25 protein-coding genes are annotated in these 24429 nt (G+C 64.1%); 18 read left to right on the forward strand and 7 right to left on the reverse strand.

What is annotated here, in order from left to right; translation table 11 throughout:
• Nucleotides 1-176 precede the first annotated feature (176 nt).
• Nucleotides 177-1103 (forward strand): D-alanyl-D-alanine endopeptidase, encoded by a 927-nt coding sequence (gene pbpG / locus ACIP02_RS13525; protein ID WP_201202378.1) that lies wholly within the window; start codon nt 177-179, stop codon nt 1101-1103.
• A gap of 159 nt (nt 1104-1262) precedes the next feature.
• On the opposite strand, the gene ACIP02_RS13530 is transcribed toward pbpG, so the two are convergent.
• On the reverse strand, nt 1263-1706 hold the full coding sequence (locus ACIP02_RS13530) for a hypothetical protein (protein ID WP_400617268.1): 444 nt from the start codon (nt 1704-1706) through the stop codon (nt 1263-1265).
• A 173-nt stretch (nt 1707-1879) separates the two neighbouring features.
• Between ACIP02_RS13530 and ACIP02_RS13535 the strand changes: the two genes are divergently transcribed.
• The 9 genes from ACIP02_RS13535 (at nt 1880) to ACIP02_RS13575 (ending at nt 9425) form a co-directional block, all read left to right on the forward strand.
• Nucleotides 1880-3214: a lysine N(6)-hydroxylase/L-ornithine N(5)-oxygenase family protein gene (locus tag ACIP02_RS13535; RefSeq protein ID WP_400617270.1), complete on the forward strand. Its 1335-nt coding sequence runs from the start codon at nt 1880-1882 to the stop codon at nt 3212-3214.
• 177 nt (nt 3215-3391) lie between these two features.
• A complete protein-coding gene (locus ACIP02_RS13540; RefSeq protein ID WP_400617272.1) occupies nt 3392-4585 on the forward strand; it encodes a PepSY-associated TM helix domain-containing protein in 1194 nt (397 codons plus the stop codon).
• Nucleotides 4582-5121 carry a thiamine pyrophosphate-binding protein gene (locus tag ACIP02_RS13545; RefSeq protein ID WP_400617274.1) on the forward strand — a complete coding sequence of 180 codons (540 nt, stop codon included), beginning with the start codon at nt 4582-4584 and terminating at the stop codon, nt 5119-5121. Before ACIP02_RS13540 ends, ACIP02_RS13545 begins: the two co-directional genes overlap by 4 nt.
• Nucleotides 5118-5438 (forward strand): hypothetical protein, encoded by a 321-nt coding sequence (locus ACIP02_RS13550; RefSeq protein WP_400617276.1) that lies wholly within the window; start codon nt 5118-5120, stop codon nt 5436-5438. Before ACIP02_RS13545 ends, ACIP02_RS13550 begins: the two co-directional genes overlap by 4 nt.
• Entirely contained in the window at nt 5435-6004 is a 570-nt protein-coding gene (locus ACIP02_RS13555; protein ID WP_400617278.1) for a DUF6162 family protein, read from the forward strand. Before ACIP02_RS13550 ends, ACIP02_RS13555 begins: the two co-directional genes overlap by 4 nt.
• Before the next feature lie 16 nt (nt 6005-6020).
• On the forward strand, nt 6021-6923 hold the full coding sequence (locus tag ACIP02_RS13560) for a metal ABC transporter substrate-binding protein (RefSeq protein WP_400617280.1): 903 nt from the start codon (nt 6021-6023) through the stop codon (nt 6921-6923).
• The gene (locus ACIP02_RS13565) at nt 6920-7669 is read left to right on the forward strand and encodes a metal ABC transporter ATP-binding protein (protein ID WP_400617282.1); all 750 of its coding nucleotides are present in this window, start codon (nt 6920-6922) and stop codon (nt 7667-7669) included. Before ACIP02_RS13560 ends, ACIP02_RS13565 begins: the two co-directional genes overlap by 4 nt.
• Entirely contained in the window at nt 7666-8565 is a 900-nt protein-coding gene (locus tag ACIP02_RS13570) for a metal ABC transporter permease (protein ID WP_400617284.1), read from the forward strand. The genes ACIP02_RS13565 and ACIP02_RS13570 overlap by 4 nt, the downstream gene beginning before the upstream one ends.
• Nucleotides 8562-9425: a metal ABC transporter substrate-binding protein gene (locus ACIP02_RS13575; protein WP_400617286.1), complete on the forward strand. Its 864-nt coding sequence runs from the start codon at nt 8562-8564 to the stop codon at nt 9423-9425. The genes ACIP02_RS13570 and ACIP02_RS13575 overlap by 4 nt, the downstream gene beginning before the upstream one ends.
• A 178-nt stretch (nt 9426-9603) precedes the next feature.
• Here the strand turns inward: ACIP02_RS13575 and ACIP02_RS13580 are convergent, their stop codons facing one another.
• From ACIP02_RS13580 to ACIP02_RS13600, 5 genes are all read right to left on the reverse strand, one after another.
• Nucleotides 9604-10656, reverse strand: coding sequence for a DUF1615 domain-containing protein (locus ACIP02_RS13580; protein WP_400617288.1), 1053 nt, complete (start codon nt 10654-10656; stop codon nt 9604-9606).
• A 26-nt stretch (nt 10657-10682) separates the two neighbouring features.
• Nucleotides 10683-11234, reverse strand: coding sequence for a hydrolase (locus ACIP02_RS13585; protein ID WP_400617290.1), 552 nt, complete (start codon nt 11232-11234; stop codon nt 10683-10685).
• Between the two features lie 57 nt (nt 11235-11291).
• Entirely contained in the window at nt 11292-12011 is a 720-nt protein-coding gene (locus ACIP02_RS13590) for a thioesterase II family protein (RefSeq protein WP_400617292.1), read from the reverse strand.
• The gene (locus tag ACIP02_RS13595) at nt 12008-12229 is read right to left on the reverse strand and encodes an MbtH family protein (protein WP_400617294.1); all 222 of its coding nucleotides are present in this window, start codon (nt 12227-12229) and stop codon (nt 12008-12010) included. The genes ACIP02_RS13590 and ACIP02_RS13595 overlap by 4 nt, the downstream gene beginning before the upstream one ends.
• 259 nt (nt 12230-12488) lie before the next feature.
• On the reverse strand, nt 12489-12890 hold the full coding sequence (locus ACIP02_RS13600; protein ID WP_400617296.1) for a hypothetical protein: 402 nt from the start codon (nt 12888-12890) through the stop codon (nt 12489-12491).
• 238 nt (nt 12891-13128) lie between these two features.
• On the opposite strand from ACIP02_RS13600, the gene purU reads away from it, so the two are divergent.
• The 7 genes from purU to ACIP02_RS13635 all read left to right on the forward strand — a co-directional run bounded on the left by purU (nt 13129) and on the right by ACIP02_RS13635 (nt 20692).
• Nucleotides 13129-13995 (forward strand): formyltetrahydrofolate deformylase, encoded by an 867-nt coding sequence (gene purU, locus ACIP02_RS13605; protein ID WP_400617298.1) that lies wholly within the window; start codon nt 13129-13131, stop codon nt 13993-13995.
• Complete coding sequence (gene folD, locus ACIP02_RS13610) at nt 13992-14903, forward strand: bifunctional methylenetetrahydrofolate dehydrogenase/methenyltetrahydrofolate cyclohydrolase FolD (RefSeq protein ID WP_400617300.1); 912 nt, start codon at nt 13992-13994, stop codon at nt 14901-14903. Before purU ends, folD begins: the two co-directional genes overlap by 4 nt.
• Nucleotides 14885-16126 (forward strand): FAD-dependent oxidoreductase, encoded by a 1242-nt coding sequence (locus ACIP02_RS13615; protein WP_400617302.1) that lies wholly within the window; start codon nt 14885-14887, stop codon nt 16124-16126. The genes folD and ACIP02_RS13615 overlap by 19 nt, the downstream gene beginning before the upstream one ends.
• Nucleotides 16127-16137: 11 nt before the next feature.
• Nucleotides 16138-16443 (forward strand): sarcosine oxidase subunit delta, encoded by a 306-nt coding sequence (locus ACIP02_RS13620; RefSeq protein WP_400617304.1) that lies wholly within the window; start codon nt 16138-16140, stop codon nt 16441-16443.
• Entirely contained in the window at nt 16440-19343 is a 2904-nt protein-coding gene (locus tag ACIP02_RS13625) for a 2Fe-2S iron-sulfur cluster-binding protein (protein ID WP_400617306.1), read from the forward strand. The genes ACIP02_RS13620 and ACIP02_RS13625 overlap by 4 nt, the downstream gene beginning before the upstream one ends.
• Before the next feature lie 3 nt (nt 19344-19346).
• A complete protein-coding gene (locus ACIP02_RS13630) occupies nt 19347-19949 on the forward strand; it encodes a sarcosine oxidase (protein WP_400617308.1) in 603 nt (200 codons plus the stop codon).
• A 74-nt stretch (nt 19950-20023) separates the two neighbouring features.
• A complete protein-coding gene (locus ACIP02_RS13635) occupies nt 20024-20692 on the forward strand; it encodes a class I SAM-dependent methyltransferase (protein WP_400617310.1) in 669 nt (222 codons plus the stop codon).
• Between the two features lie 141 nt (nt 20693-20833).
• Here the strand turns inward: ACIP02_RS13635 and quiC are convergent, their stop codons facing one another.
• Nucleotides 20834-22741, reverse strand: coding sequence for a 3-dehydroshikimate dehydratase QuiC (gene quiC / locus ACIP02_RS13640; protein ID WP_400617312.1), 1908 nt, complete (start codon nt 22739-22741; stop codon nt 20834-20836).
• A gap of 288 nt (nt 22742-23029) precedes the next feature.
• Here quiC and ACIP02_RS13645 point away from each other — a divergent pair, with 288 nt between their 5' ends.
• Nucleotides 23030-24403 (forward strand): MFS transporter, encoded by a 1374-nt coding sequence (locus tag ACIP02_RS13645; protein ID WP_400617314.1) that lies wholly within the window; start codon nt 23030-23032, stop codon nt 24401-24403.
• Nucleotides 24404-24429 lie beyond the last annotated feature (26 nt).

Here is a 24429-nt window from a genome sequence, read left to right on the forward strand (position 1 = left end):
CAAACTTGAAGCGAAGGTAATGGGTACGGAATGGGTACAGCATTAAATTTCGTTCACCTTGCGCCCTTTAGTCATAAGGCATTCGACAGGGTATGGGCCATACTCCACAATGCAGCGGTTTTAGGGGGAAAACCCTTGCACAGCCAACGACATACCAACCTTTAGTGAGCCTCAACGTGAAAACATCCCTGTCCATCCTCAGCCTGCTGCTGTTGCTCACAGGTACCGCGACCCTTCCGTCGACCGCTGCTGCACAACCCCCGGCCCAGGTGCAACGAGACCCTTCCAAACTGCACCTGGCTTCAGGCAGCGCCCTGCTGATCGACCTGAATACCAACCAGGAACTGTATTCGAACCATGCCGACCGCGTGGTGCCGATCGCCTCGGTGACCAAGCTGATGACGGCGATGGTGGTGCTGGATGCCAAGCTGCCCATGGATGAGATGCTCACCATGACCATTGCCAACAACCCGGAAATGAAAGGCGTGTATTCGCGCGTGCGCCTGGGCAGCCAGCTGGACCGCCGCGAAACCCTGCTGATTACCCTGATGTCGTCGGAAAACCGTGCGGCCAACAGCCTGGCCAACGCCTACCCGGGTGGCTACCCGGCGTTCATCAAGGCGATGAACGCCAAGGCCCGCAGCCTGGGCATGGCGCACACCCGCTACGTCGAGCCGACCGGCCTGTCGACGCAGAACGTGTCTACCGCCCGCGACCTGTCCAAGCTGCTGATGGCTTCGCGCAAGTACCCGATGCTGAGCGAGCTGTCGACCACCCGCGAGAAGACCGTGGCCTTCCGCAAGCCCAACTACACGCTGGGCTTCCGTAACACCGACCATTTGGTGAACAAGAGCAACTGGGACATCAAGCTGACCAAGACCGGCTTCACCAACGAAGCCGGCCACTGCCTGGTGCTGTTGACCCGCATGGACAACCGCCCGGTAGCGATGGTTATCCTCGATGCCTTCGGCAAGTACACCCACTTTGCCGATGCCAGCCGCATGCGCCAGTGGCTGGAAACCGGCGCAGCCAAGCCAGCGCCGGCCGTGGCCATGCAGTACAAGGCTGACCGCCAGGGCAAAGGGCGGGTGGTGGCGGAGTAACCATCGCCACCTGAAGTGGGGAAGCTGTCGCGATTTCATGTGGGAGCGGCTTTAGCCGCGAACACCGGCGAAGCCGGTGCCATCCACCGCGTCAGCTTCTTCGCGGGTAAACCCGCTCCTACACAGGATCGCGTCAGAAAGTGGTGTTGTACCCGTCTTTCAGGCCGTGGCGCTGACCATTCCGCCCGCGCTACTGCCGCCCTCTTGCTGCAACAGCTCCAGTAACTGCGCCGTGGCCGTCATGATCTGCCCGGTGATGGTGGCGATGCTGGCTTGCTTGGCGCTCACAGCATTGGCCTTGGCTGTTTCTTCCATCTTGCTGCTCATCAATTGAGCCAGCTGCTTCTGCTCTTCGGCCAACTGCTTCTGCAGCTGCTTGATCAGCTCGCGCAGTGCCGTTACCCCTGCCGATTCGCCGCTCTCTTCGCTGTCTTGCGTAGATTGGGCCTGCCCTGCACCGCCAACCTTCAAGGTATCGCCGCTGATACTGAGTGGCCCGTCGTTCTCTACCTGCGTTGTCTGTTCGCCCTGGGCTGCTGCATTAGCGCTCAGCGCCTGCGCCGAAACGCCGTTGATGTGTAAATTTGCCGCTATGGATGTCATGCCGATTCCCTGCCAGAAGTTGGGTCCTTGCCGTAACCCCCTTATCGGCAGCCCCACGCAGATCTTTAGCCCGCTTAAATTCCCCTTTGGCTGGCTCGTTCCAGTTCATGTACTTGCGCAGGAGCCGGAGCCCCGGCGGGCGTCCATATTCGACCATTCAGGGAATCGCTGCCATGAGCCAGCCCACACAGCAGGAAACCATCAAAGATCTGATCGGCGTGGGCTTCGGCCCCTCCAACCTGGCCTTGGCCATTGCCCTGGAAGAACTCGCCGAAAGCCTGGGCCATGCCCTGGATGCGCTGTTCATCGACAAGCAACAGGACTACCACTGGCACGGCGAAACCCTGGCGACCCAGAGCGAGCTGCAGATCTCGTTCCTGAAAGACCTGGTGTCGCTGCGCAACCCCACCAGCCCTTACAGCTTCGTCAATTACCTGCACCAGAAGCAGCGTCTGGCCGACTTCATCAACCTCGGCACCTTCTACCCGTGCCGCCTGGAATACAACGACTACCTGCGCTGGGCCGCCGAACACTTCGCCACCCAAGCGGTATATGGCCAGGAAGTGCTGCGCATCGAGCCAGAAGTGCAAAGCGGCCGGGTCGAGCACCTGCGCCTGATCGCGCGCGATGCCCAAGGCCGCGAATACAGCCGCCGCACCCGCTCGGTGGTGGTCGGCAGTGGCGGCACGCCGAAAATTCCGGAAAAGTTCGGTGCTTTCAAGGACGACCCAAGGGTGTTCCACCACTCGCAGTACCTGAGCAGCCTGAACAAGCTGCCGTGCACTGAAGGCAAACCGATGCGCATTGCCGTGATCGGCTCGGGGCAAAGCGCCGCCGAGGCGTTTATCGACCTGAACGACAGCTACCCGTCGGTCAAGGTCGACATGGTCCTGCGCGGCTCGGCCCTGAAGCCCGCCGACGACAGCCCGTTCGTCAACGAGATCTTCTCGCCAGACTACACCGACCTGGTCTACAACGAACCGGCCGACCAGCGCAGCAAACTGCTGGGCGAGTACCACAACACCAACTATTCGGTGGTCGACCTCAACTTGATCGAGCGCATCTACGGCATCCTGTATCGGCAGAAGGTCGCCCACCAGCACCGCCATAATGTACTGTGCCGCCGCCAGGTGGAAGCGGTAGTCGCCACCCGCGAGGGCGTGGAGCTGACCCTGCGTGACCTCGCCACCGGCCAGCAGCAAACCCACCGTTACGATGCCGTGATCCTTGCCACCGGTTACGAGCGCCGCTCGCACCGGGACCTGCTGGCACCGCTGGCCGGTTACCTGGACGACTTCAGTGTCGATCGCAACTACCGTGTGCTGGCCAGCCCCGACCTGCAGGCGTCGGTGTACCTGCAAGGCTTCTGCGAGAACAGCCACGGCCTGAGCGACACCCTGCTCTCGGTGCTGCCGGCACGCGCCGCGGAAATTGGCCGGGCGTTGTACCAGGACCTGGCACAATTGCATGGCAAGGCACAGCCTGCATTAGCCCTTACTCGCGCCTGAACCCCTCTGCCATCAGCCTTCAAGGCCAGCCTGACGCTTCGTGCGCAGGCCGGCCTTTGCCGTTTGAAACATTTGCTTTCATTTAAAACGGCAGGTTTTCAATTCTCATTCGTCCTTATCAGTACAGCCCTCTTTGGTTGGGCATACGCTCGACCACCTATTGCAGAAGACCGTCTGATGGCCAAATCACCGAAAAAATCCAAATCCAGGCTGTGGTTCCTGGTCCACAGCTGGCTCGCGTTGCCGATCTGGTTCTTTGTGTTGATTGTCTGTTTCACCGGCATGCTCGCCGTGGTCAGCCAGGAAATCGTCTGGCTGGCCGACCCGGCCGTGCGCGCCAACAAGCCAGACGCCGATGTCGAGCGCATGAGCTTCCAGAAAGTGCTGGAAGCCTTGAACAAGGCCGAGCCGGACATGGTCGTCGAGCGACTCAGCCAACCTGACGGTTCGCACTTCGCGGTCAAGGCCAATGTCACCCTGCCAGACGGCACCAGCCCGACCCTGTATGTTAACCCCTACACCGGCGCCATCCAGGGCAAGACCCCGGATTTCAACTTCGAGGCCTTCACCCGCGCCCTGCACGGCTGGTGGCTGGTGCCGTTCACCAACGGCTTCAGCTGGGGCTGGTACCTGGTTTCGCTGCTGGGCCTGCCGATGCTGGCCTCGCTGGTCACCGGCCTGGTGGTGTACAAGAAGTTCTGGAAGGGCTTTTTCAAGCCGGTGCGTACCGGCCATGGTTCGCGGATTTTCTGGGGTGACCTGCACCGCCTGGCCGGGGTGTGGTCGATCTGGTTCATTGCGGTCATTTCCATCACCGGCACCTGGTTCCTGATCCAGGCGATCCTGTTCGACAACCACATCACCATTTCCAGCCGGCCCATCGTGCCGGTGATCGCCCGCGAGGAAGTACCGCAAACGCCAGACGGCACCCCGGCGCCGCGCATCGACCTGGATGAAGCGGCACGCCTTGCCGGCCTGGCGATCCCGGGGCTGGAGGTCAGCTTCATCTCGCTGCCTGCGACCGCCTACAGCCACGTCACCTTGTCCGGTCCGGGCTGGTACCCGCTGATGTTCCAGAGCGCCTCGGTAAACCCGTACACCCGTCATGTCGACAGCCAGTTCGAGATCAGCGACCGCTCGGCGCTGGAGTTCGTCACTGAGTCCATGCGCCCGCTGCACACCGGCGATTTCGGCGGCTTGCCGATCAAGCTGGTGTGGTTCTTCTTCGGCCTGATTCTCACCCTGATGGTGTTCAGTGGCCTGCTGATATGGACCAAACGCACCGCCCAGGCCACCGCCGCCGCGCTCAAGCGCAGCGAGCGCGCACCGCGTGCGGCACGCCGTGAAACCACCGTGGAGATGCACCCATGAGCCAGGCCCAAGCCCTGCCCGCCAGCCCGCTGAAACAGTTCTGGCTGAAGTGGCGTTTTCACCTGAACATCCTGCTGATCCTGATCCCGCTGGGCTTCATGCCCAAGTACTTTGCCGACGCCAAGCTGTTCCGTGGCGACGCCGGCCTGGGTGCCAATGTAATCAGCGACATCCAGGTCGGCCCCTACAGCCTCAACCTGGCCGAGCTGCGCGACGAGGCGCCACGCGCCGACGGCCCGGCCGGTTACTTCAAGTCGTTCAATGCGGCGCTGTGCAAAGCCTGCGTCAAGGACGTCAAGGCTGCCTACCTGCGCATTGGAAAGCCGCGCAGCCTGCGCGCCGCCGGCACCATCTTCTTCGGCGCGCCGTACAACATGGGCACCTCGCTGCCGATCCCGCCGCGGACCAAACCCGACGCCCAGATCTGGATCACCCTGGAAGGCTGGGACGGCAGCATGCACCAGGCATCCGTCCCGTTGGCCAAGGCATCGCCAGCCACCGTGGCCTGGCTCGAAAAACAAGGAGGCAAGAAATGAAACACCTGATCCGCACCTTCGCCCTGCCCCTGCTGGCGCTGGCCGCCGGCCCCGCCCTGGCGCACAACCCGATGTGCGAATGCGAAGAAACGGCCAACGGCCAGGTCACCTGCACGGGCGGGTTTTCCGACGGCAGCGGCGCCCCTGGGGTAACCCTGGATGTGATCGGCTATGACGAGCAGGTGCTGGTCGGCGGCAAGCTCGGCGACGACTCGACCCTGACCTTCAAGCGCCCGGACGGTGAATTCTACGTGCTGTTCGACGCCGGCCCCGGGCACGTGGTGGAAGTCGACTACGCCGATATCGCCCAGCCATGAGCCGCGCCCAAGTGATTCGCCCGGCCGGTGCCGGGCACGAAACCCTGTATGTGCTGCTGGCCAGCCTGCTAATCGTGGTGCTCGCCGCCAGCGTCGTGCTGCTGCGGGGAGAACGCGAGGACGAACAGGCCATCGCCAGCCACCAGATCGACGCCCGCCGTGACCTTACCGCCGCCGAACAAGGCCTGTACACGGACCTGCGGGTGGCCTTCGACGAGATCCAGGTGCTGCGCGAGGAAAACGCCGCCGTGCCCAGCGTACAGGCCCTGGCCGAAGAAGGCCTGCCGCCGTTCGTGGTCGATGCCGGCAGCCAGAGCCGTGGCCGCCACCAATGGTCATGGCTGGAGACCGGCGCCTACCTGGGCCGCAGCCAGGCCCCTGAAGTGGCCGGCAGCCTGTTGCTGATCCTGCCCGCTGACAGCAGCGGCCAGGCCGACGTCTGGTTGCGCCGCGACAGCGCTGCCGTGATCCCGGACGACCTCGGCCAGGCTGCGCTGATCGCCGCCGGCTGGCAGCAGGTGGTCAGCCACTACGACGCCGGGGTTACCCGCGAACACCGTCACTGAACCCAAGGACCTTCCCATGTTCCGCTCCGCCCTCGCCCTGCTCCTGGCCCTTGCCCTGCCTGCATTGGCCCTGGCCGATAACGGCAAACCGCTGCGCATCGGTATTACCCTGCACCCTTACTACAGCTATGTCAGCAACATTGTCGGCGACAAGGCCGAAGTGGTGCCGCTGATTCCGGCGGGCTTCAACCCGCATGCTTACGAACCACGGGCCGAGGACATCAAGCGCATCGGCACGCTGGATGTGGTGGTGCTCAATGGCGTTGGCCATGACGACTTCGCCGACCGCATGATCGCCGCCAGCGAAAAGCCCGACGTCGCCACCATCGAGGCCAACCAGAACGTCCCGCTGCTGGCAGCCACCGGCATTGCCGCACGCGGCGCCGGCAAGGTGGTCAACCCGCACACCTTTCTGTCGATCAGCACCACCATTGCCCAGGTCAACAACATTGCCCGCGAACTGGGCAGGCTCGACCCGGACAACGCCAAGCTGTACACGCAAAACGCCCGTGCCTACGCCAAACGCCTGCGCGCCTTGCGTGCCGAGGCACTGGCCAAGGTTACCGAAGCGCCCAGCGCCACTTTCCGCGTCGCCACCATCCATGCTGCCTACGACTACCTGGTGCGCGACTTCGGCCTGGAGGTGACCGCGGTTGTCGAGCCGGCCCATGGCATCGAGCCGAGCCCGGCGCAGCTGAAAAAGACCATCGACCAGCTCAAGGCCCTGGATGTACGGGTGATTTTCTCCGAGATGGACTTCCCGTCGGCGTATGTCGAAACTATCCAGCGTGAGTCTGGCGTGCGCCTGTACCCGCTGACGCACATTTCCTACGGTGAATACACCAAAGACAAGTACGAAGTGGAGATGAAGCGCAACCTCGACACCGTGGTTCGCGCCATTCAGGAGAACCGCGCATGACCGCCGCCGCCAACCTGGTTGCAGCCTGTGGGCCGCGCATCGAGTTCGCCGGCATCGACCTGACCCTGGGCCGTACACGCATTCTTGAACAGGTCAGCTTCAACGTCGCAGCCGGCAGCCTGCATGCCATCGTCGGCCCCAACGGCGGCGGCAAGAGCTCGCTGATCAAGACCCTGCTCGGGCAGATGCCACACCAGGGCCAGTTGACCTTGCACTGGCCAGCCGGGCGCGAGGTGATCGGCTACGTGCCGCAGGCACTTGAGTTCGACCGCGGCCTGCCCATGACCGTGGACGACTTCATGGCCGCCATGTGCCAGCGCCGCCCGGCGTTCCTCGGCCTGTCCCGGCGCGTGCAGCCGGCCATCGATGCCGCCCTGGCACGGGTTGGCATGCTCGACAAGCGCAAGCGGCGCATGGGGGCATTGTCTGGCGGCGAACGCCAACGTGTGCTGCTGGCCCAGGGCCTGATCCCCGAACCGCAGTTGCTGGTGCTGGACGAGCCGATGTCGGCGCTCGATGAAGCCGGCATTCAAGTGTTCGAACAACTGCTGCAGGGCTGGCGCCAGGCCGGCACCACCGTACTGTGGATCGAGCATGACCTCGAGGCAGTGCTGCGCTTGGCCGACCGGGTGACCGGCCTGAGCCGCCAGGTGCTGTTCGACGCCCCACCCGCCCAGGCCCTGACCCCCGAGCGCCTGCTCGGCCTGTTCTCTGTTCACCCGCGTAGCGAGAGCCTTGCCTCATGAGTTTTGAAGCATTTCGCCAACTGGTCCAGGACTGGGCCACTGCCGGCTACTTGCCCGAGGCAATGGCCTACGGCTTTGTGGTCAATGCCCTGCTGGCCGGCCTGATGATCGGCCCGGTACTGGGCGGCCTGGGCACCCTGGTGGTGGTCAAGCGCTTTGCCTTCTTTTCCGAAGCGGTCGGCCATGCTGCGCTCACCGGCGTGGCCATCGGCATTCTGCTCGGCGAGCCCTACACCGGCCCTTATGGCAGCCTGTTCGGCTACTGCCTGCTGTTTGGCATCCTGCTCAATTTCCTGCGTAACCGCACCGGGCTGTCGCCGGACACGTTAATCGGCGTGTTCCTCTCAGTGTCGCTGGCACTCGGTGCCAGCCTGCTGCTGATGCTGGCGGGCAAGATCAACGTGCACATTCTCGAGAACGTGCTGTTCGGCTCGGTGCTGACCGTCAGCGGCCAGGACCTGGTGGTGCTGGGCATTGTCGCGGTGCTGGTACTGGCGCTGGCCGTACCGTTGTACAACCGCATCATGCTGGCCAGCTTCAACCCGCAACTGGCGGCGGTGCGCGGCGTGGCAGTGAAGACCCTGGATTACCTGTTCGTGGTGCTGGTGACCCTGGTGACCGTCGCGGCGGTGAAGGTGATCGGGGCGATCCTGGTCGGTGCGCTGCTGGTGATCCCGGCTGCTGCCGCGCGCCTGGTCAGCCAGTCGCTGAAGGGCTTTTTCTTCCTGTCGGTACTGATCGCCACCATCAGTACCCTGTTCGGCATCCTGTTGCCGATCGTGTTCGACCTGCCGGTGCCGTCGGGTGCCGCGATCATCCTGGTCGCCGGCATCTGCTTCGCCCTGGCCGCGCTCGCCCGCGCCCTCGTTCCCCGCCTGCAAGGAAACCCGGCATGAACCTGAAACGCCTGACCCTGGCACTGGCCCTGGCCGGCCTGCCGTCGCTGTCTTTCGCCACGCAGGTACTGACCACGCTGCCCGTCACCCACAGCCTGGCCAGTGCCCTGCTCGACGGCACGGCGGTGCAGTTGAAACGGGCGGCGCCGGCCAACCTGCCGGCCAGCCGCCAACCTTCGTATTTCAGCGGGCGTGGGGGTGCCAGCCTGGACAAGGCTGCGCAGCAGGCTGACGCGGTGATCGGCGTACGCTCGATCTGGCGTGACGACCCGCTGTACCCGATGGCTCGTCGCAGCAATATCCGCATTATCGAGATCGATGCCGCACGGCCAGTCGATGGCGCGCTGCCGGGCATTGCGGTGAGCGGCGACGATGCCTATGGCGCCTACCCGTGGCTCAACCCGACCAACCTCGGGCGCATGGCCGACGTGGTGGCCAATGACCTGGAGCGTTTGGCGCCGGACGCCAAGGCCAAGATCCAGGGCAACTTGGCCGGGCTCAAGCGCCAACTGCTGGAGCTATCGGCCAACAGCCAGACACGCCTGGCCAAGGTCGACAACCTGACGGTAGTGAGCCTGTCGGAGCGGCTGGGGTACCTGGCTAGCGGGATGAACCTGGACGTGGTCGAGCAACCGCTGCCGGCCGAGTGGGATGCGGCGGCGCTTAAGGCTTTGGGCGAGAACCTGAAGGCGCAGGATGTGGCGTTGGTGCTGGACCATCGTCAACCTGATCCGGCTGTGGCCGAGGTGATCAAGGCGGCTGGGGTCAAACTGGTGGTGGTGGAGAGTGACCCTGAGGATGCGTTTGCCGGGTTGAAGGCCAGTGTCGACCAGGTGGTTGGGGCATTGGGCGAAAGCTGATGGTGCCTGTGCCCGCTCCCACAGGTGCGCCGCGGTCCCTGTAGGAGCGGCCTTGTGTCGCGATGGGCTGCGCAGCAGCCCCCAAATGGTGCAGTACCTCGAAATCCCCGGGGCTGCTGCGCAGCCCATCGCGACACAAGGCCGCTCCTACAAGGTACTCATAAACGGTGACTGAAAGTTACCGCTTCAGGCACCGCTGATAACGTTCATCCACCCGCCCGGCAAACCACGCCGTGGTCAGCTTGCGGGTAATCTTCGGGCTTTTCAGCTCGATCCCCGGCAGTACCGCCCGTGGCACCGGCTTGCCGGCGGCAGCATCGGCCAGGGCGAACACCCCGCTGTAAAGCTTGCTGTCCTCAAACGCCAGGCTGTCGGCCTCCTCCAGTTGGCTGCGTATCTGCGGGTTCCGCAAACCCAGCTTCACCCCCAGCTTGCGCGCCGCCATTTCGGTGGTGCCCGGCATGATCGCCCCAGGCGCCACCAGGTCGCCGTCCAGCGCCAGCTTCACCCCGGTCACTGTGCTCAACGCCGCCTGGAACGCCGCGTTGCGGCTGGCGTACCAACCGGCGTTGAAATCGGCAAAGCGGTACAGCTTGCGATCGTAGCTGACCGGATAGCCCAACAGGTGGGCGATACCGAAGTACATGCCGCCGCGCCGGGTGAACACTTCCCGGCGAATGCTGCCATCGTGGCTGTACGGGTAGTCCTGTGCATGCTTTTCGGCAAAGTCGATGCTGACCTGCATCGGCCCACCGGTGTGCACGGGGTTGAGCCCGCCGAGCAGGGTCTTGCCCATGGGCACCCCGGCAATGACTTCGTCGTACAGTTCGCTCAGTTGCTTCTCGCTGCGCACCGCCTGCAAGCGCTGCTGGTAGCTCTGGCCGTTGCCCGAAGGTGCCTTCAGCGCACCGTCGACCAGCAGCTTGGGGATATGCAAGCGTGCGGCGCGGCGGTCGATTTCTTCACGGGCGATGCGCCCCAGGTTGGGCACCTGCGGGTCGGCAGTGAAGGTCGACTCCTGCTCGGTCACCGCCAGCACGGCGCACAGGTTGCTTTTGCTGGGGGCAATGCGCTGGGCTTCGAAGGCTACCTGGATATCCTTGGCCCAACCCTCGCGATCCTTGGCCTGGGCAGGTAGCAGCCGCAGCAACTGGGCACGGACCTTGGCCGGGTCCGCCTCAGGCGCTTCCTCGCGGCGCCCGGCGCAGCCTTGCAGCAGCGCCAGGGCCATCAAGCCAGCAACCAGTAACCGGCCGTTCAGGGTTGCTCACCGACCAGATAGGTTTTGCTGATATGGCGGAACAACGGGTGGCTGGCACTGCCCATCAATTCGAACAGCACCATTTCACGCGTCACCACCTGGGCACCGGCGGCGCGCATGCGCGCCAGGCCTGCGGCCTTGCTGGCCGCGGTACGGCTGTCGCAGGCATCCTCGACCACGAACACTTGCTTGCCCAGCGCCAGCAGGCCAAGCACGGTCTGCAGCACACAAACGTGGGTTTCCATGCCGCAGACAATCACCTGCTCGCGCGCCATCAGGCTGGCCGGCAGGCACTCGCCGGCCACGCAGGAAAAATGGCTTTTCTCCACCACCTCGGCGGCCGGTGCGGCGGCCAGCAGCTCCGCCAGGGTATGGCCCAGGCCCTTAGGGTACTGCTCGGAAATCACCGTCGGCAGCTCCAGCTCGGCGGTGGCGGCCAGCAACCAGCGGGCCCGCGCCCGAGTGCCTTCGGGGTCGCTCATGGCGCCGATGAGTTTTTCCTGGATGTCGACGACCAGCAGCGTGGCCTTGTGTGAATCGATCAGCATGGTCTGCCCCTTGCCTGGGAAAAGGCCTAGCCTCCCCCAGGCGAGCGGCGACGTCAATCAGGCGGACAAGCGCAAGGGTTGCAGCGAGGCAGCCAGCGCGTCGAGCACACGGTCTTCATGTTCATGGATGAAGAAGTGCCCACCGGGGAACATCTGCAGCGAGAACTCGCCGTCGGTTTCTTTGCCCCAGGCTTGCAGTTGCTCGTCATTGGCCCGGTCATCGGTGCCGCCCAGCACATGCAGCGGGCAATTAAGCGCCGGCCGCGCGCGGTAGGCGTAGGTACCGCACAGCAGGAAATCGGCGCGCAGGGTCGGCAAGGTCAGGCTCATCAACTCGGCACTGGCCAGCACTTCCTCGGGCGTGCCTTGCAGCTCGCGCAACTCGCTGATCAGCTCGGCGTCGCTTTTGGGCTCGCGCCAGTGCTTGCCATCGTAATCCTCGCGCCGGGTCGGTGCCGCCGTACCGCAGGCGAACAACGCCAGTGGCGCCGGGCAGCCCAGCGCTTGCAGCTCGTGCGCCAGTTCGAAGGCCAGTAACGCGCCCAGGCTATGACCAAGCAACGCATACGGCGCACTGGCCGCCAGGCGCTGCTCGCTGGCCAGTTGCCGCGCCAGTGCCTGCATGTCGGTGTGCAGTGGCTCGGCCATGCGCGCACCGCGCCCGGGCAGCTCGACCGGGCGTACCTGCAACCACGCTGGCAGCTTGCGCCGCCAGCGGCTGTAGACCATGGCGCTGGCGCCGGAGTACGGCAGGCACAGCAGGTTCAGTGCGGTCACTGGGCGGCGGCTTCGGCCATCTTCTGGCGCAGGCTCAGCGGGCGCATGTCGGTCCACACTTCATCAATATAGGCCAGGCAGTCCTTCTTCAGGCCGCTTTTGCCCACGGCACGCCAGCCGTTGGGGATGGCTTTGTAGTCGGGCCAGATCGAGTATTGCTCTTCGTGGTTGACCACTACCTGGAACCGGATATCGTCGCGGTCGAAAACGGAAGTCATTGCCTGTCTCCTTGAATGATAAGTGCCGCTGCGGGGTTGGCGCAGGGGGGCTTTCAAGTAGACGTAGTGAGCGCTGGAAAAATTAGCAGCACTGACGCGATCCCCGGTAGGAGCGGCCTTGTGTCGCGATCGGGCGCGCAGCGGCCGCAATCCAGGCAACCATGCTCTATCAGGAAAATCGGGGTTGCAGGTTTTGCGGCCGCTGCGCGCCCGATCGCGACACAAGGCCGCTCCTACAAGGATCGCGATACAGCCGCCATCAGGCATCGCGCAACAGGTCATGGGTATCAAGCAACCGGAAGGCCACCTGCGGATTACGCTCCAGCCCCCGCCGGATCGCCGCCGGGATCGCTTGCCGGGTCTTGCGGCACAGCCCGGGCTGGTCGTCCAGTTCGATGACGATGCCACGCATGGTCCGTACTTCGTTGAGGCCGGGGGCGATATGCACACGGATGCCGAGGTTGTCGTACAGGCGTTGCTGCAGGCGCTGCAGGTCTTCCAGGTCCTTGAGGTTTTCCAGGCGATCGAGCAGGCGTTTTTCTTCCTGGCGGGTCAGCAGGAGAATGCGCTGGGCTGTCTGCGGGTGGTCAGCCAGTTGTTCGCGACCACAAATGCAGGCGCCAGGGGGGCAAGGTTGGCGTAAAGGGGCTGGTGTGCTCATAGGGCAAGCATAGCCGGTGCTGGCCTGTTCGCGGGCATGCCCGCTCCCACAGAGATTCCGTAAACTTTCCTGCCAGGATAAAAAATTTCATAAAACCCTAGACCGCCACCCCTCACTTCGCCTATAAATCGCCTAAAGGAAATTTATATTCCTACTAAGAAACACCCTTTCGCCTTTCGCGAAGCCTCTTTTGCCCTTGTGCCCGACCTGCCCCACTCCATCACGAGGCCTATCCGACATGCACCCCGCTCCCGATCACTTCATCCTGCGCGTCAGTTGCCCGGCCGTGTCCGGCATTGTCGCGGCGGTGACCACTTACCTGGCCGAGCACGGTTGCTACATCAGCGAGATGGCGCAGTTCGACGACGAGGACAATGGGCGCTTCTTCATGCGCGCGGTGTTCCGCTATAACACCGGCACCCCTGGCGACACACCGCAACTGGAAGCCGGCTTCAGCGATGTTGCCCAGCGCTTCGACATGCAATGGAGCCTGCACAGCAGCGCCCGGCCGATGCGCGTGCTGCTGATGGTGAGCAAGTTCGACCACTGCCTGTCCGACTTGCTGTACCGCCATGCCAAGGGTGAGCTGGACATGCAGATCACCGCCGTGGTCTCCAACCACCTGGACCTGCGCCCGATGGCCGAACGCCAGGGCATCCGCTTCGTCTACCTGCCGGTGACCAAGGACACCAAGGCCGAACAGGAAGCGGCGCTGTTGCGCATCGTCGAGGACACCGGCACCGAGCTGGTGGTGCTGGCGCGCTACATGCAGATCCTGTCCGACGACCTGTGCCGCCAACTGTCGGGCCGGGCGATCAACATCCATCACTCGTTCCTGCCTGGCTTCAAGGGCGCCAAGCCTTACCACCAGGCTTACCAGCGCGGGGTAAAACTGATCGGCGCCACGGCCCACTACGTCACCCGCGACCTCGACGAAGGGCCGATCATCGAGCAAGAAGTGCAACGCGTGGACCATGCCTACGCCCCGGACGACCTGGTGGCCATTGGTCGCGATACCGAAACCATCGCCCTGTCCCGCGCAGTCAAGTACCACCTTGAGCACCGGGTGTTCCTCAACCACGACCGCACGGTGATCTTCAAATGAACGCCATTCCCAGCGTCAAGCTGATCGACGGCAAGGCCACCGCGGCACGCGTGCTGGCCGAGGTGCGCGAGCACGTGCAGCAGCTGCGCGAAGGTGGCGTGCAACCGGGCCTGGCGGTGGTGCTGGTCGGTGCAGATGCGGCCAGCCAGGTGTACGTACGCAACAAAGTGCTGCGCGCCGAAGAAGTGGGTATCCGCTCGCTGGAACATCGCCTGCCCGCCGACACAAGCCAAGCCGAACTGCTGACCCTGATCGGGTGCCTTAACCGCGATGCCGCGGTTAACGGCATCCTGGTGCAACTGCCTTTGCCCGGTCACATCGACGAACACCGCGTGCTGCAGGCCATCGGCCCGCTCAAGGACGTGGACGGTTTCCACAGCGAGAACGTCGGCGGCCTGGCCCAGGGCCGCGATGTGCTTACCCCATGCACGCCCAGCGGCTGCATGCGCCTGCTGCGCGATGCCTGTGGCGAGCTGCGCGGTAAACACGCCGTGGTGGTCGGCCGCTCGAACATTGTCGGCAAGCCCATGGCGGCTCTGCTGCTGCAGGCCGACTGCACGGTAACTGTGGTGCACTCGCGCAGCCAGGACTTGCCGGCGCTGTGCCGCCAGGCCGACATCCTGGTGGCTGCGGTGGGCAAGCCTCGGCTGATCGGTGCTGACTGGCTCAAGCCCGGCGCGGTGGTAATCGACGTCGGCATCAACCGCATCGAGGATGGCGGCCACAGCCGCCTGGTCGGTGATGTCGATTTCGCCGCCGCCCTGCCGCAGGTGGCCGGCATTACCCCGGTGCCCGGCGGCGTCGGCCCGATGACCATCGCCTACCTGATGAAAAACACCCTGCTCGCCCTCGACCTGCAACAACAGGCCGCCCACCAGGAGCGCACCGCATGCCTTTCGCCCTGCTGAAATACGGCCTGAGCGCCGACTACCCGGTGGAGGTCGACCTGCCGCCACCGTGCGAACTCAAGCCACGCTATGACGTGGTGATCATCGGCGGCGGCGGCCACGGCCTGGCCATCGCCTACTACCTGGCCAAGTACCACGGTGTCACCAACGTCGCCGTGCTGGAGAAGGCCTACCTGGGTGGCGGCAACACCGCGCGCAACACCGCGGTGATCCGCTCCAACTACCTCACCGCCGAGGGCGTGCGCTTTTACGCCGAATCGGTGCGCATGTTCCAGAACCTGTCGAACGAATTCGACTTCAACATCATGTACTCCGAGCGTGGCCAACTGACCCTGGCGCACACCGACGCCACCGTGCGTGCATTCCGCCAGCGCGCCGAGGTCAACAAGCACTTCGGTGGCCGTAGCGAAATGATCGACCGCCAGCAGATCCGCGAGCTGGTGCCCAGCCTCAACCTGGACCCCGGCCACCTGCCGGTGCTGGCCGGCCTGTGGCACATCGACGGCGCCACCGCGCGGCACGATGCGGTGGCCTGGGGCTACGCCAAGCAGGCGGCCAAGCGCGGCGTGGAAATCCACCAGCTGACCGAAGTACAGGACCTGTTGCTCCGCAATGGCCGCATCGAAGCGGTAAAAACCAACCGTGGCACTGTGCAGTGCGGCTGCGTGGTGCAGGCGGTGGCCGGGGCCAGCTCGCTGCTGATGGCCAAGGCCGGCATCCGTGCGCCGATCCACACCTACCCGCTGCAGGCCATGGTTACCCAACCGTTCAAGCCGTTTCTCGACCCGCTGGTGAGCTCGTCGGCGCTGCACTGCTACGTGCAGCAGACCAGCCGTGGCGAGATCGTCTTCGGCGGCGGCTCCGACCCTTACCCGCTGTACAACACCCGCTCCACCCTTGACCTCAAGGAAAGCCTGCTGGCCCACGCCATCGAGATGTTCCCGTTCATGGCCAACGCCAAGCTGATGCGCCAGTGGGCCGGGATGACCGACATGACCCCGGATTACAGCCCGATCATGGGCCTGTCGCCCGTCGACAACTACTACCTGGACGCGGGCTGGGGCACCTGGGGTTTCAAGGCCACGCCGATCTGCGGCAAGACCATGGCCGAGCTGGTCGCCAGCGGCGGCAAGGTGCCCGACCTGATCGCCCCGTTCGCCCTGGAGCGCTTCAGCCGCTTCCAGCAAGTCAACGAAATGGGCGCCACCGCGGCCAGCCACTAGGAGCAACGACGATGAAGATCCTGACCTGCCCCTTGAACGGCCCGCGCAACATCAGCGAGTTCACCTACGGCGGCGAGTACAAGCACATGCCCGACCCGGCCAGCTGCAGCGACGTCGAATGGGCCGACTACGTGTTCAACAGCGACAACCTCGCCGGCGTGGTGCTGGAGTGGTGGCTGCACAACGCCTCCAACTACTGGTTCCTGGCCGAGCGCCACACGGTCAACGACCAGGTGCTGCGCACCTTCGACCCCAAACAGCTGTTCGACCAGCGTGTCGACTTTGCCCCAACCGCCACACCGGAGATCGCCGGATGAACAGCCACACTCGCCTCCCCGCGCCCATGGGCCTGCTGATCGACCGCGAGCGGCCCTTGCATTTCCAGTTCGACGGCCAGGCCTGCGCGGGCTTTGCCGGTGACAGCATCGCCAGCGCCCTGCTCGGCAATGGCCGCTGGCTGCTGTCGCGCTCGTTCAAGTACCACCGCCCACGTGGCCCGCTGAGCATGGCCGGGCAGGATGCCAACACCCTGGTGCAACTGCCGGAAGAGCCCAACGTGCTGGCCGACATGGAACCCGCCCGCGACGGCCAGTTGGTCAAGGGGCAGAACTTCAGCGGCAGCCTGACGCACGACCGCGACGCTTACCTGGGCAAGTTTTCACGCTTCATGCCGGTGGGCTTCTACTACCGCTCGTTCTACAAGCCCAAGGGCATGTGGAAGGTCTGGGAGCCGCTGATCCGCAAGAAGGCTGGCCTGGGCATGCTCGCCCTTGGCTTCAAGCCGCAGTACTACGACAAGGCCTACCTGTTTGTTGATGTGGCCGTAATCGGCGCCGGCCCGGCTGGCTTGCGTGCCGCGCTGGACGCCGCCAATGCCGGGGCCAAGGTATTGCTGATCGAGCAACAGCCCGTACTGGGCGGTTCGCTCACCTACGCCCGCTTCGACATTGCCGGCACCCGTGCCGCCAGCCTGCGCCAGGAGCTGCTGGCCGCCGTCGAGGGCCACCCGAACATCCAGGTATTACTGCAGGCCACCTGCAACGGCTGGTTCACCGACAACTACCTGCCCGTGATCCAGCACAAGCGCCTGTACAAGGTGCGCGCTAGCCGCTGCCTGGTGGCGGCCGGGTCGTTCGACCAGCCGGTGGTGTTCCGCAACAACGACTTGCCGGGCGTGATGCTGACCAGCGCCGCCCAACGGCTGATGAAGCTTTACGCGGTCAAGCCGGGCCAGCGCGCGGTCATCCTGACCGGCCATGATGACGGCTACCTGGCTGCGCTCGACTTGCAGGAGCAAGGCGTGGCCGTGGCGGCGGTGGTCGACATGCGTGCCGCGCCGGCCGATGCCGCGCTGGCCGCCGAGCTGAAGCGCCGCGACATTCCGGTGCACCTGGGCAGCACCGTCTACGAGGCGCTGCACGAAGCCGGCATGCGCCATGTCAGTGGCGTGGACATTCGCCCGATCACCGGCCAGGGCAAGGTCGGCCCGCATGGCCTGCGCATGGCCTGCGACCTGCTGTGCATGTCGGCAGGCTACATGCCGGTGTATCAGTTGCTGTGCCAGGCCGGTGGCAAGCTGACCTATGACGTCAACCGCGACGAGTTTGCCATCAGCAACCTGCCAGCCGGGCTGGATGTTGCCGGCTCGGTGAATGGCCGCCACGCGCTGGCCAACGTGCTGGCCGACGCCGCGCGGGGGGCTGGCGAAGCGGTGACGGCGCTGGGCCTTGCAACACCGGGGCTGCCAGTGTTCAGCGCCGAGCCCAGGGTCAACTTCCCCTGGCCGATCTTCCCGCACCCCAAAGGCAAGGATTTCGTCGACTTCGACGAAGACCTGCAAGTGCGCGACATCGTCAACGCCACCCGCAGCGGCTACCGCGACGTGCAGCTGGTCAAGCGCTTCTCCACCGTCGGCATGGGCCCGTCCCAGGGCCGTCACTCGGCGCTGCCGACTGCGCGTCTGGTGGCCCATGCCACTGGCCGCAGCATCAGCGAAACCGGGGTGACCACCGCCCGGCCACCGTTCCAGGCAGAAAAGCTGGCGCATGTCGCTGGCCGCGCCTTCGACCCGTACCGGCAAACGCCGATGCACCGTCGCCACCTGCAAGCCGGGGCGAAAATGATGCCCGCCGGTATCTGGCAGCGCCCAGCCTACTATGGCAAACCCGAGGACCGCGAGCGCTGCATGCAGGAAGAAGCGCGCCATGTGCGTGAAAAAGTCGGACTGATCGACGTTTCCACCCTGGGTGGCCTGGACTTACGTGGCCCGGACGCCGCCGAACTGCTGGAGCGCCTGTACACCTTCGGCTTCGCCAAACTGGCTATCGGCCGCACCCGTTACGCGCTGATGACCAACGAGCACGGCGTGGTGATCGACGATGGCGTCTGCGCCCGCCTGGGCGAGCAGCACTTCTACGTGAGCGCCACCACCAGTGGCGTCGACCGTATCTACCAGCAGATGCTCAAGTGGAATGCGCAATGGCGCCTTGATGTGGACATCACCAACGTCACCGCCGCACTGGGCGCGGTCAACCTGGCCGGGCCACTGTCACGCCAGGTGCTGGCCAAGGTTTGTGACGATGTCGACCTGTCGGCCGAGGCCTTTCCTTATCTGGGCGTGCGCCTTGGTAAGGTGGCTGGCATTACGGCACGCATCCTGCGGGTCGGCTTTGTCGGTGAACTGAGCTATGAAATACACGTACCGGCGCGCCACGCCGAACGCCTGTGGGATGCCTTGATGCAGGCCGGCGCCGGCTTGGGCATTCGCCCATTTGGCGTCGAGACCCAGCGCCTGCTGCGCCTGGAAAAAGGCCACGTGATCATCAGCCAGGACACCGATGGCATGACCCACCCGGCGGAGATCGACATGCAGTGGGCAATCGGCCGCAAAAAGCCGTTCTTCGTCGGCAAGCGTTCGATCGAAATCCTTGAAGCGCAGCCGCTCAAGCGCAAGCTGGTCGGTTTCACCCTGCCCAAGGGCAGCCCGCAACCACTGGAAGGCCACCTGGTACTGGACGGGCCAGACATCAGTGGCAACGTCACCTCCTGCGAGTACTCGCAAACCCTCGGGCAGATCATCGGCCTGGCCTATGCCGGCGCCCACCAGGCCATACCCGGCATGCACATCCCGATCCGCGTGGAAGGCGGCGTGATGGTCAATGCCAAGGTGGTGACACTGCCATTCCACGACCCCGCCAACCTGCGCCAGGAGCTCTGAGCCATGACCCACTTGCAAGCCGAAGCGATTATTCCTCGCAGCCCACGGGCGCAGCTGTTGCACACGTGTGCATTGACTGACCTGACCGAGTTGGCGCGGGTTGGGTTCCGTGGCGGTGACAGCGCTGCTTATCTGCAGGCGCGTGGCTACCATTTGCCGTCGTTACCCAACCAGGCCGTGCTCCAGGCGGATGGTGGCTGGGTGGCGCGGTTGTCGCAGACCGAGTACCTGCTGCTGGGCAGCCTGGCCGATGACGGTACACGGTTGGCTGGTGAAGAAGCCGAATGGGTACAGGATGGCCAGCGCAATTACCTGCTGCCGCGTCAGGACAGCCATGCCTGGCTGCAACTGTCGGGGGTGCATGCCAGCGCGGTGATGGCCAAGTTGTGCGGGGTGGACTTGCGCGCCAAGGCATTTCCGGTTGGCGCGGTGGCGCAGACTTCGGCGGCGCGGATCAATGTAATTGTGGTGAATGTCAGTGGTGATCAGCGACCGGCGCTGCAGTTGCTGTTTGATCGAGCGTCGCTGGCGTACTTGCGCGAGGCGATGCTGGATGCCATGGATGAGTTCGAGGGTGGGTGGGTCGGGGTGGATGAGTTGCTGTAAAAAGTGAGGTCGCGATCTAGCATATGTACCGGATCAAGCGGCAACGCAGTGCGGCAGGTTGAACGGAGATGAACATGCGCAACCCTGAAGACGCTTTGCTCGACAGTTGGCAACACAACGCCCAGGCCTGGATTGACGCAGTGCGCAGCGGCGCTATCGCAAGCCGGCGGCAGGTGACCGACCAGGCCATCTTGCTAACCATTCTCGGTCGCCAACCCGATCGGGTACTGGACCTGGGCTGCGGTGAGGGCTGGTTGTTGCGCGCGCTTGAGGACCGGGGGATCGAGGCTGTGGGCGTGGACGGCGACCGGGCGCTGGTGAATGCCGCGCGGGCGGCGGGGTCTGCCGAGGTGCACCTGGCCAGTTATGCGCAACTGGCTGATGCGCAGGTAGATGTCGGTAAAGGCTATGACCTGGTCTGCGCCAACTTCGCCCTGCTGCAGCAGGACATCATTGCGCTGCTGGCGGCGATGAGCGGGTTGCTGGTGCCAGGTGGTGCGCTGGTGATACAGACCCTGCACCCGTGGAGTGTCGCCGGCGGGGATTATCAGGATGGTTGGCGGGAGGAGTCCTTTGCCGGGTTCGCCGGGGATTGGCAGGTGATGCCCTGGTACTTCCGAACGTTGAGCAGCTGGCTGAATGCGCTGGACATGGCGGGGTTGCGGCTGGTGGGTATGCAGGAACCGCAGCACCCGCAAAGTGCGGTGCCGCAGTCGTTGTTGCTGGTGGCGGAGCGCTTCTAAGCCTGCACGGTTTGTGTAGGAGCGGCCTTGTGTCGCGAATGGGGCGCAAAGCGGCTCCAGGCTGTGTCGCGACATCGAATTTTGGGGCCGCTGTGCGGCCCATCGCGACACAAGGCCGCTCCTACAGGGACCGCGTCAGGGTCAGAGGACCGGCTTGCGCGCAGCGCCGCTGCGGGCCTTGGCCATGGCAGCCAGGCGGACCGCGACGTTGGCCGCACCGTAGCCGGCATAACCCCCCTTGCGCTGGATGATCTCGAAGAAGAAACGCTCTTCGAACGGCTCGGTGTACACGTGGAACAGCTCGCCGCCCTGGGCGTCGCGGTCGTACAACACGTTGTAGTACGCCAGCTCGCTGAGGAACTCGTCGTCGAAATCGAAGCGCGCCGCCAGGTCATCGTAGTAGTTCAGCGGGATCTCCAGCAGCGGCACGCCGGCAAGCTTGGCGCGCGCCACTTCGCGGAAGATGTCGTCACAATCGAAGGCGATGTGGTGCACCCCCGAACCCCGGTAGCTGGACAACGCATGGGCGATGGCGGTGTTGCGGTTTTCCGAAATGTTCAGCGGCAGGCGCAAGGTGCCGCACTGGCTGCGCAGGGCGCGGCTCTTGACCAGGCCATAGGGGTCGGGCAGCACCACTTCGTCGTCGGCGGCGAAGTCGAACAGGCTCTTGTAGAACAGTACCCAGCTGTCCAGCGACTCGGCCGGCAGCGCCAGGGCCATGTGGTCGATGCGGCGCAGGCCGCCGGTGGCGCTGGCGTTCGAGTCCAGGCTGAAGTCGGTGTCGTACAGGGTGTGGCCGGCGGTGCCCTGTTCGACCAGGTACAGCAGGCTGCCGTCCGGCGCACGTACCGCCGGCACTTCGCACTCGTTGGGGCCGACCAGGCCGCGGAACGGCTGGCCACGGTAGGCGGTGGCACGCTTCAGCGCAGCCTGCTGGTCCTTGACCCGCAGCGCGGTGGCGCACAGCGACGGGCCATGGGCCTCGAAGAAGTTGTGACCAAATGAATACGGCTCGGCGTTCAGCACAATGTTGATATCGCCTTGGCGCAGCAGTTGCACCTCTTTGCTGCGGTGCTTGCCGGCTTCAGCAAAGCCCAGGCGCTTCAACCAGCTGCCCAGGCGCGCGCCGACGGCTTCGTCAACGGCAAATTCAAGGAACTCCACGCCGTCATAAGTGCTGGCAGCGGGTGGAGTAAACAGCACGCCAGGTTCGATCGGGGTGTTTTCCTGCTCCAGACGCAGGCGGGTTTGCTCTTCGAGGTACAGCAGCGAACGCAGGCCATCGGCGGCATTCTGCCGGGTTGGCGCGGCGCGGAAACCGTCGTTGAAGATTTCCAGCGACAACGGGCCACGGTAGCCGGTGGCGAGGATTGGCGCGAGGAAGCCGGCCATGTCCATTTCGCCCTGCCCCGGGAAGCAGCGGAAGTGACGGCTCCACTCCAGCACGTCCATGGCCAGGATCGGTGCGTCGGCCATTTGCACGAAGAAGATCTTGTCGCCGGGGATGTCGCGGATCGCACTCGGGTCGCCCTTGAGCGACAGGGTATGGAAGCTGTCGAGGATCACCCCGAGGGCCGGGTGGTCGGCCTGGCGCACCAGGTTCCACACTTGCTGGTAGGTATTGACGTGGCGGCCCCAGGCCAGCGCTTCGTAACCAATACGCAGGCCGCGCTTGCCGGCATGCTCGCCCAGCAGGCGCAGGTCGTCGACCAGCAGCTGTTCATCGCCCAGGGCATCGGCCTGGACGTTGCTGCACACCAGCACCAGGTCGGTGCCCAGTTCCTGCATCAGGTCGAACTTGCGCTCGGCGCGGTCGAGGTTTCTTTGCAGCCGGTCGCGGCGGCAGCCTTCAAAATCGCGGAACGGCTGGAACAGGGTAATGGCGATGCCCAGATCGGCACACATCTGGCGCACCTGGCGTGGGCTGCCGGCGTAGTAAAGCAGGTCGTTTTCGAAGATCTCGACGCCGTCAAAACCGGCGGCGGCGATGGCTTCGAGCTTTTCCGGCAGTGTGCCGCTCAAGGACACGGTAGCGATCGAGCGCTGCATGGCGGGAGTTCCTTGTTGTTGGAGGGATACGGTGCCCGACAGGTACAAACCCCTGTCACAGTTTATGGCACGATCGATTATTCGCAGGTAAAGTCGTCGCTTCAATCTCTTTGTACGGAATGGTTAGTTTTGCGTTCGATTATCGCACAAAACCCGTTTTAGCGAATTGCCAGCCCACTGGCCCGTGGTCAACATGAACCACAGACGCAGGCACACCGACCGCTGCCTCCTGCCTTGGCAAAACCCATGGCGGAACCTGCGCAAACAACAATAACAACGGAGACAACGATGGCTCACTCCAGCTCGCAAGCAAAAAAAGCGACCGCCAGTGGATGGATAGGCTCGGCACTCGAGTACTACGATTTCTTCATCTATGCCCAGGCCGCTGCACTGATTTTCCCGCAGATCTTCTTCCCCAATACCGACCCGAAAATGGCCATCATTGCTTCGTTGGCCACCTATGGCGTGGGCTACCTGGCGCGCCCGGTCGGCGCCTTCGTGCTGGGCCACTGGGGTGATACCCGCGGCCGCAAGAACGTGCTGCTGCTGTGCATGTTCTTGATGGGCCTGTCGACCATGGCCGTCGGCCTGCTGCCGACCTACCACGACATCGGCTACCTCGCACCGGCCCTGCTGGTGGTACTGCGCCTGATCCAGGGCTTTGCGGTAGCCGGGGAAATCTCCGGGGCCAGTTCCATGATCATGGAGCACGCACCGTTCGGCCGAAGAGGCTACTACGCCAGCTTCACCTTGCAAGGCGTACAGGCCGGCCAGGTGATGGCCGCGGCCGTATTCCTGCCACTGGCCTACTTCATGCCGAGCGAAGCCTTCACCGAATGGGGCTGGCGTATTCCGTTCCTGATGAGCGCCATCGTGCTGATTGCCGGTTTCATCATCCGTAAGGAAGTGCACGAAACCCCGGCGTTCGTGAAGGAAGAAAAACAGGACAAGGTAGCCAAGTCGCCGATCAGCGAAGCGTTCCGCCACAGCTGGAAGCACATGGTGCTGGTGATGTTCATGGCGCTGATGAACGTGATCCCGGTAGTGGCCACCATCTTTGGTGCGGCCTACGCGGTGCAGCCGGCCTATGGCATCGGCTTCGACAAGAGCGTGTACCTGTGGATCCCGGTGGTCGGCAACATCGTCGCGGTGCTGGTGATTCCGTTTGTCGGCAACCTGTCTGACAAGATCGGCCGTCGCCCGACCATGATTGCCGGTTGCCTGGGCTCGGGCCTGCTGGCCTTTGTCTACCTGTATGCGATCAGCATCCAGAACGTGCCGTTGGCCTTCACCGCTTCGATCGTGATGTGGGGCATGGTCTACCAGGGTTACAACGCAGTATTCCCAAGCTTCTACCCAGAACTGTTCCACACCCGCTACCGCGTTTCGGCCATGGCCATTGCGCAGAACATCGGCACCATGCTGACCGCTATGCTGCCGGCGCTGTTCGCCCTCGTTGCCCCACCTGGCTCGGAGAACATCCCGCTGGTGATTGGCGGGCTTGCATTCTTCATCACCTGCGTGTGCGCCCTGGCGGCCTACATTGCCCCGGAAACCCACCGCCTGGCGATGGAAGACCTGGGGAACCCAGACGCCAAGCCGATGGAGAAGGAAGCCTATGAGGCTAGCCGTAAAGGTAGCTTTCAGGCGGTGAGTCACTGATAGATTGCAAGGGGCTGCTCTGCAGC

This window comes from Pseudomonas sp. NPDC089408, from assembly GCF_044749445.1.
Lineage (GTDB): Bacteria > Pseudomonadota > Gammaproteobacteria > Pseudomonadales > Pseudomonadaceae > Aquipseudomonas.

Bases quoted from the DNA above. Each gene is read 5' to 3' on its own strand.
- ACIP02_RS13625 (WP_400617306.1), top strand. From the start codon at position 16,440: ATGAACAGCCACACTCGCCTCCCCGCGCCCATGGGCCTGCTGATCGAC.
- ACIP02_RS13615 (WP_400617302.1), top strand. From the start codon at position 14,885: ATGCCTTTCGCCCTGCTGAAATACGGCCTGAGCGCCGACTACCCGGTG.
- ACIP02_RS13560 (WP_400617280.1), top strand. From the start codon at position 6,021: ATGTTCCGCTCCGCCCTCGCCCTGCTCCTGGCCCTTGCCCTGCCTGCA.
- ACIP02_RS13620 (WP_400617304.1), top strand. From the start codon at position 16,138: ATGAAGATCCTGACCTGCCCCTTGAACGGCCCGCGCAACATCAGCGAG.
- ACIP02_RS13530 (WP_400617268.1), bottom strand. From the start codon at position 1,706: ATGACATCCATAGCGGCAAATTTACACATCAACGGCGTTTCGGCGCAG.
- quiC (WP_400617312.1), bottom strand. From the start codon at position 22,741: ATGCAGCGCTCGATCGCTACCGTGTCCTTGAGCGGCACACTGCCGGAA.
- ACIP02_RS13580 (WP_400617288.1), bottom strand. From the start codon at position 10,656: ATGGCCCTGGCGCTGCTGCAAGGCTGCGCCGGGCGCCGCGAGGAAGCG.
- ACIP02_RS13630 (WP_400617308.1), top strand. From the start codon at position 19,347: ATGACCCACTTGCAAGCCGAAGCGATTATTCCTCGCAGCCCACGGGCG.
- ACIP02_RS13545 (WP_400617274.1), top strand. From the start codon at position 4,582: ATGAGCCAGGCCCAAGCCCTGCCCGCCAGCCCGCTGAAACAGTTCTGG.
- ACIP02_RS13645 (WP_400617314.1), top strand. From the start codon at position 23,030: ATGGCTCACTCCAGCTCGCAAGCAAAAAAAGCGACCGCCAGTGGATGG.
- ACIP02_RS13600 (WP_400617296.1), bottom strand. From the start codon at position 12,890: ATGAGCACACCAGCCCCTTTACGCCAACCTTGCCCCCCTGGCGCCTGC.
- folD (WP_400617300.1), top strand. From the start codon at position 13,992: ATGAACGCCATTCCCAGCGTCAAGCTGATCGACGGCAAGGCCACCGCG.
- ACIP02_RS13635 (WP_400617310.1), top strand. From the start codon at position 20,024: ATGCGCAACCCTGAAGACGCTTTGCTCGACAGTTGGCAACACAACGCC.
- ACIP02_RS13550 (WP_400617276.1), top strand. From the start codon at position 5,118: ATGAAACACCTGATCCGCACCTTCGCCCTGCCCCTGCTGGCGCTGGCC.
- ACIP02_RS13595 (WP_400617294.1), bottom strand. From the start codon at position 12,229: ATGACTTCCGTTTTCGACCGCGACGATATCCGGTTCCAGGTAGTGGTC.
- ACIP02_RS13585 (WP_400617290.1), bottom strand. From the start codon at position 11,234: ATGCTGATCGATTCACACAAGGCCACGCTGCTGGTCGTCGACATCCAG.
- ACIP02_RS13570 (WP_400617284.1), top strand. From the start codon at position 7,666: ATGAGTTTTGAAGCATTTCGCCAACTGGTCCAGGACTGGGCCACTGCC.
- ACIP02_RS13540 (WP_400617272.1), top strand. From the start codon at position 3,392: ATGGCCAAATCACCGAAAAAATCCAAATCCAGGCTGTGGTTCCTGGTC.
- ACIP02_RS13555 (WP_400617278.1), top strand. From the start codon at position 5,435: ATGAGCCGCGCCCAAGTGATTCGCCCGGCCGGTGCCGGGCACGAAACC.
- ACIP02_RS13565 (WP_400617282.1), top strand. From the start codon at position 6,920: ATGACCGCCGCCGCCAACCTGGTTGCAGCCTGTGGGCCGCGCATCGAG.
- ACIP02_RS13535 (WP_400617270.1), top strand. From the start codon at position 1,880: ATGAGCCAGCCCACACAGCAGGAAACCATCAAAGATCTGATCGGCGTG.
- ACIP02_RS13575 (WP_400617286.1), top strand. From the start codon at position 8,562: ATGAACCTGAAACGCCTGACCCTGGCACTGGCCCTGGCCGGCCTGCCG.
- purU (WP_400617298.1), top strand. From the start codon at position 13,129: ATGCACCCCGCTCCCGATCACTTCATCCTGCGCGTCAGTTGCCCGGCC.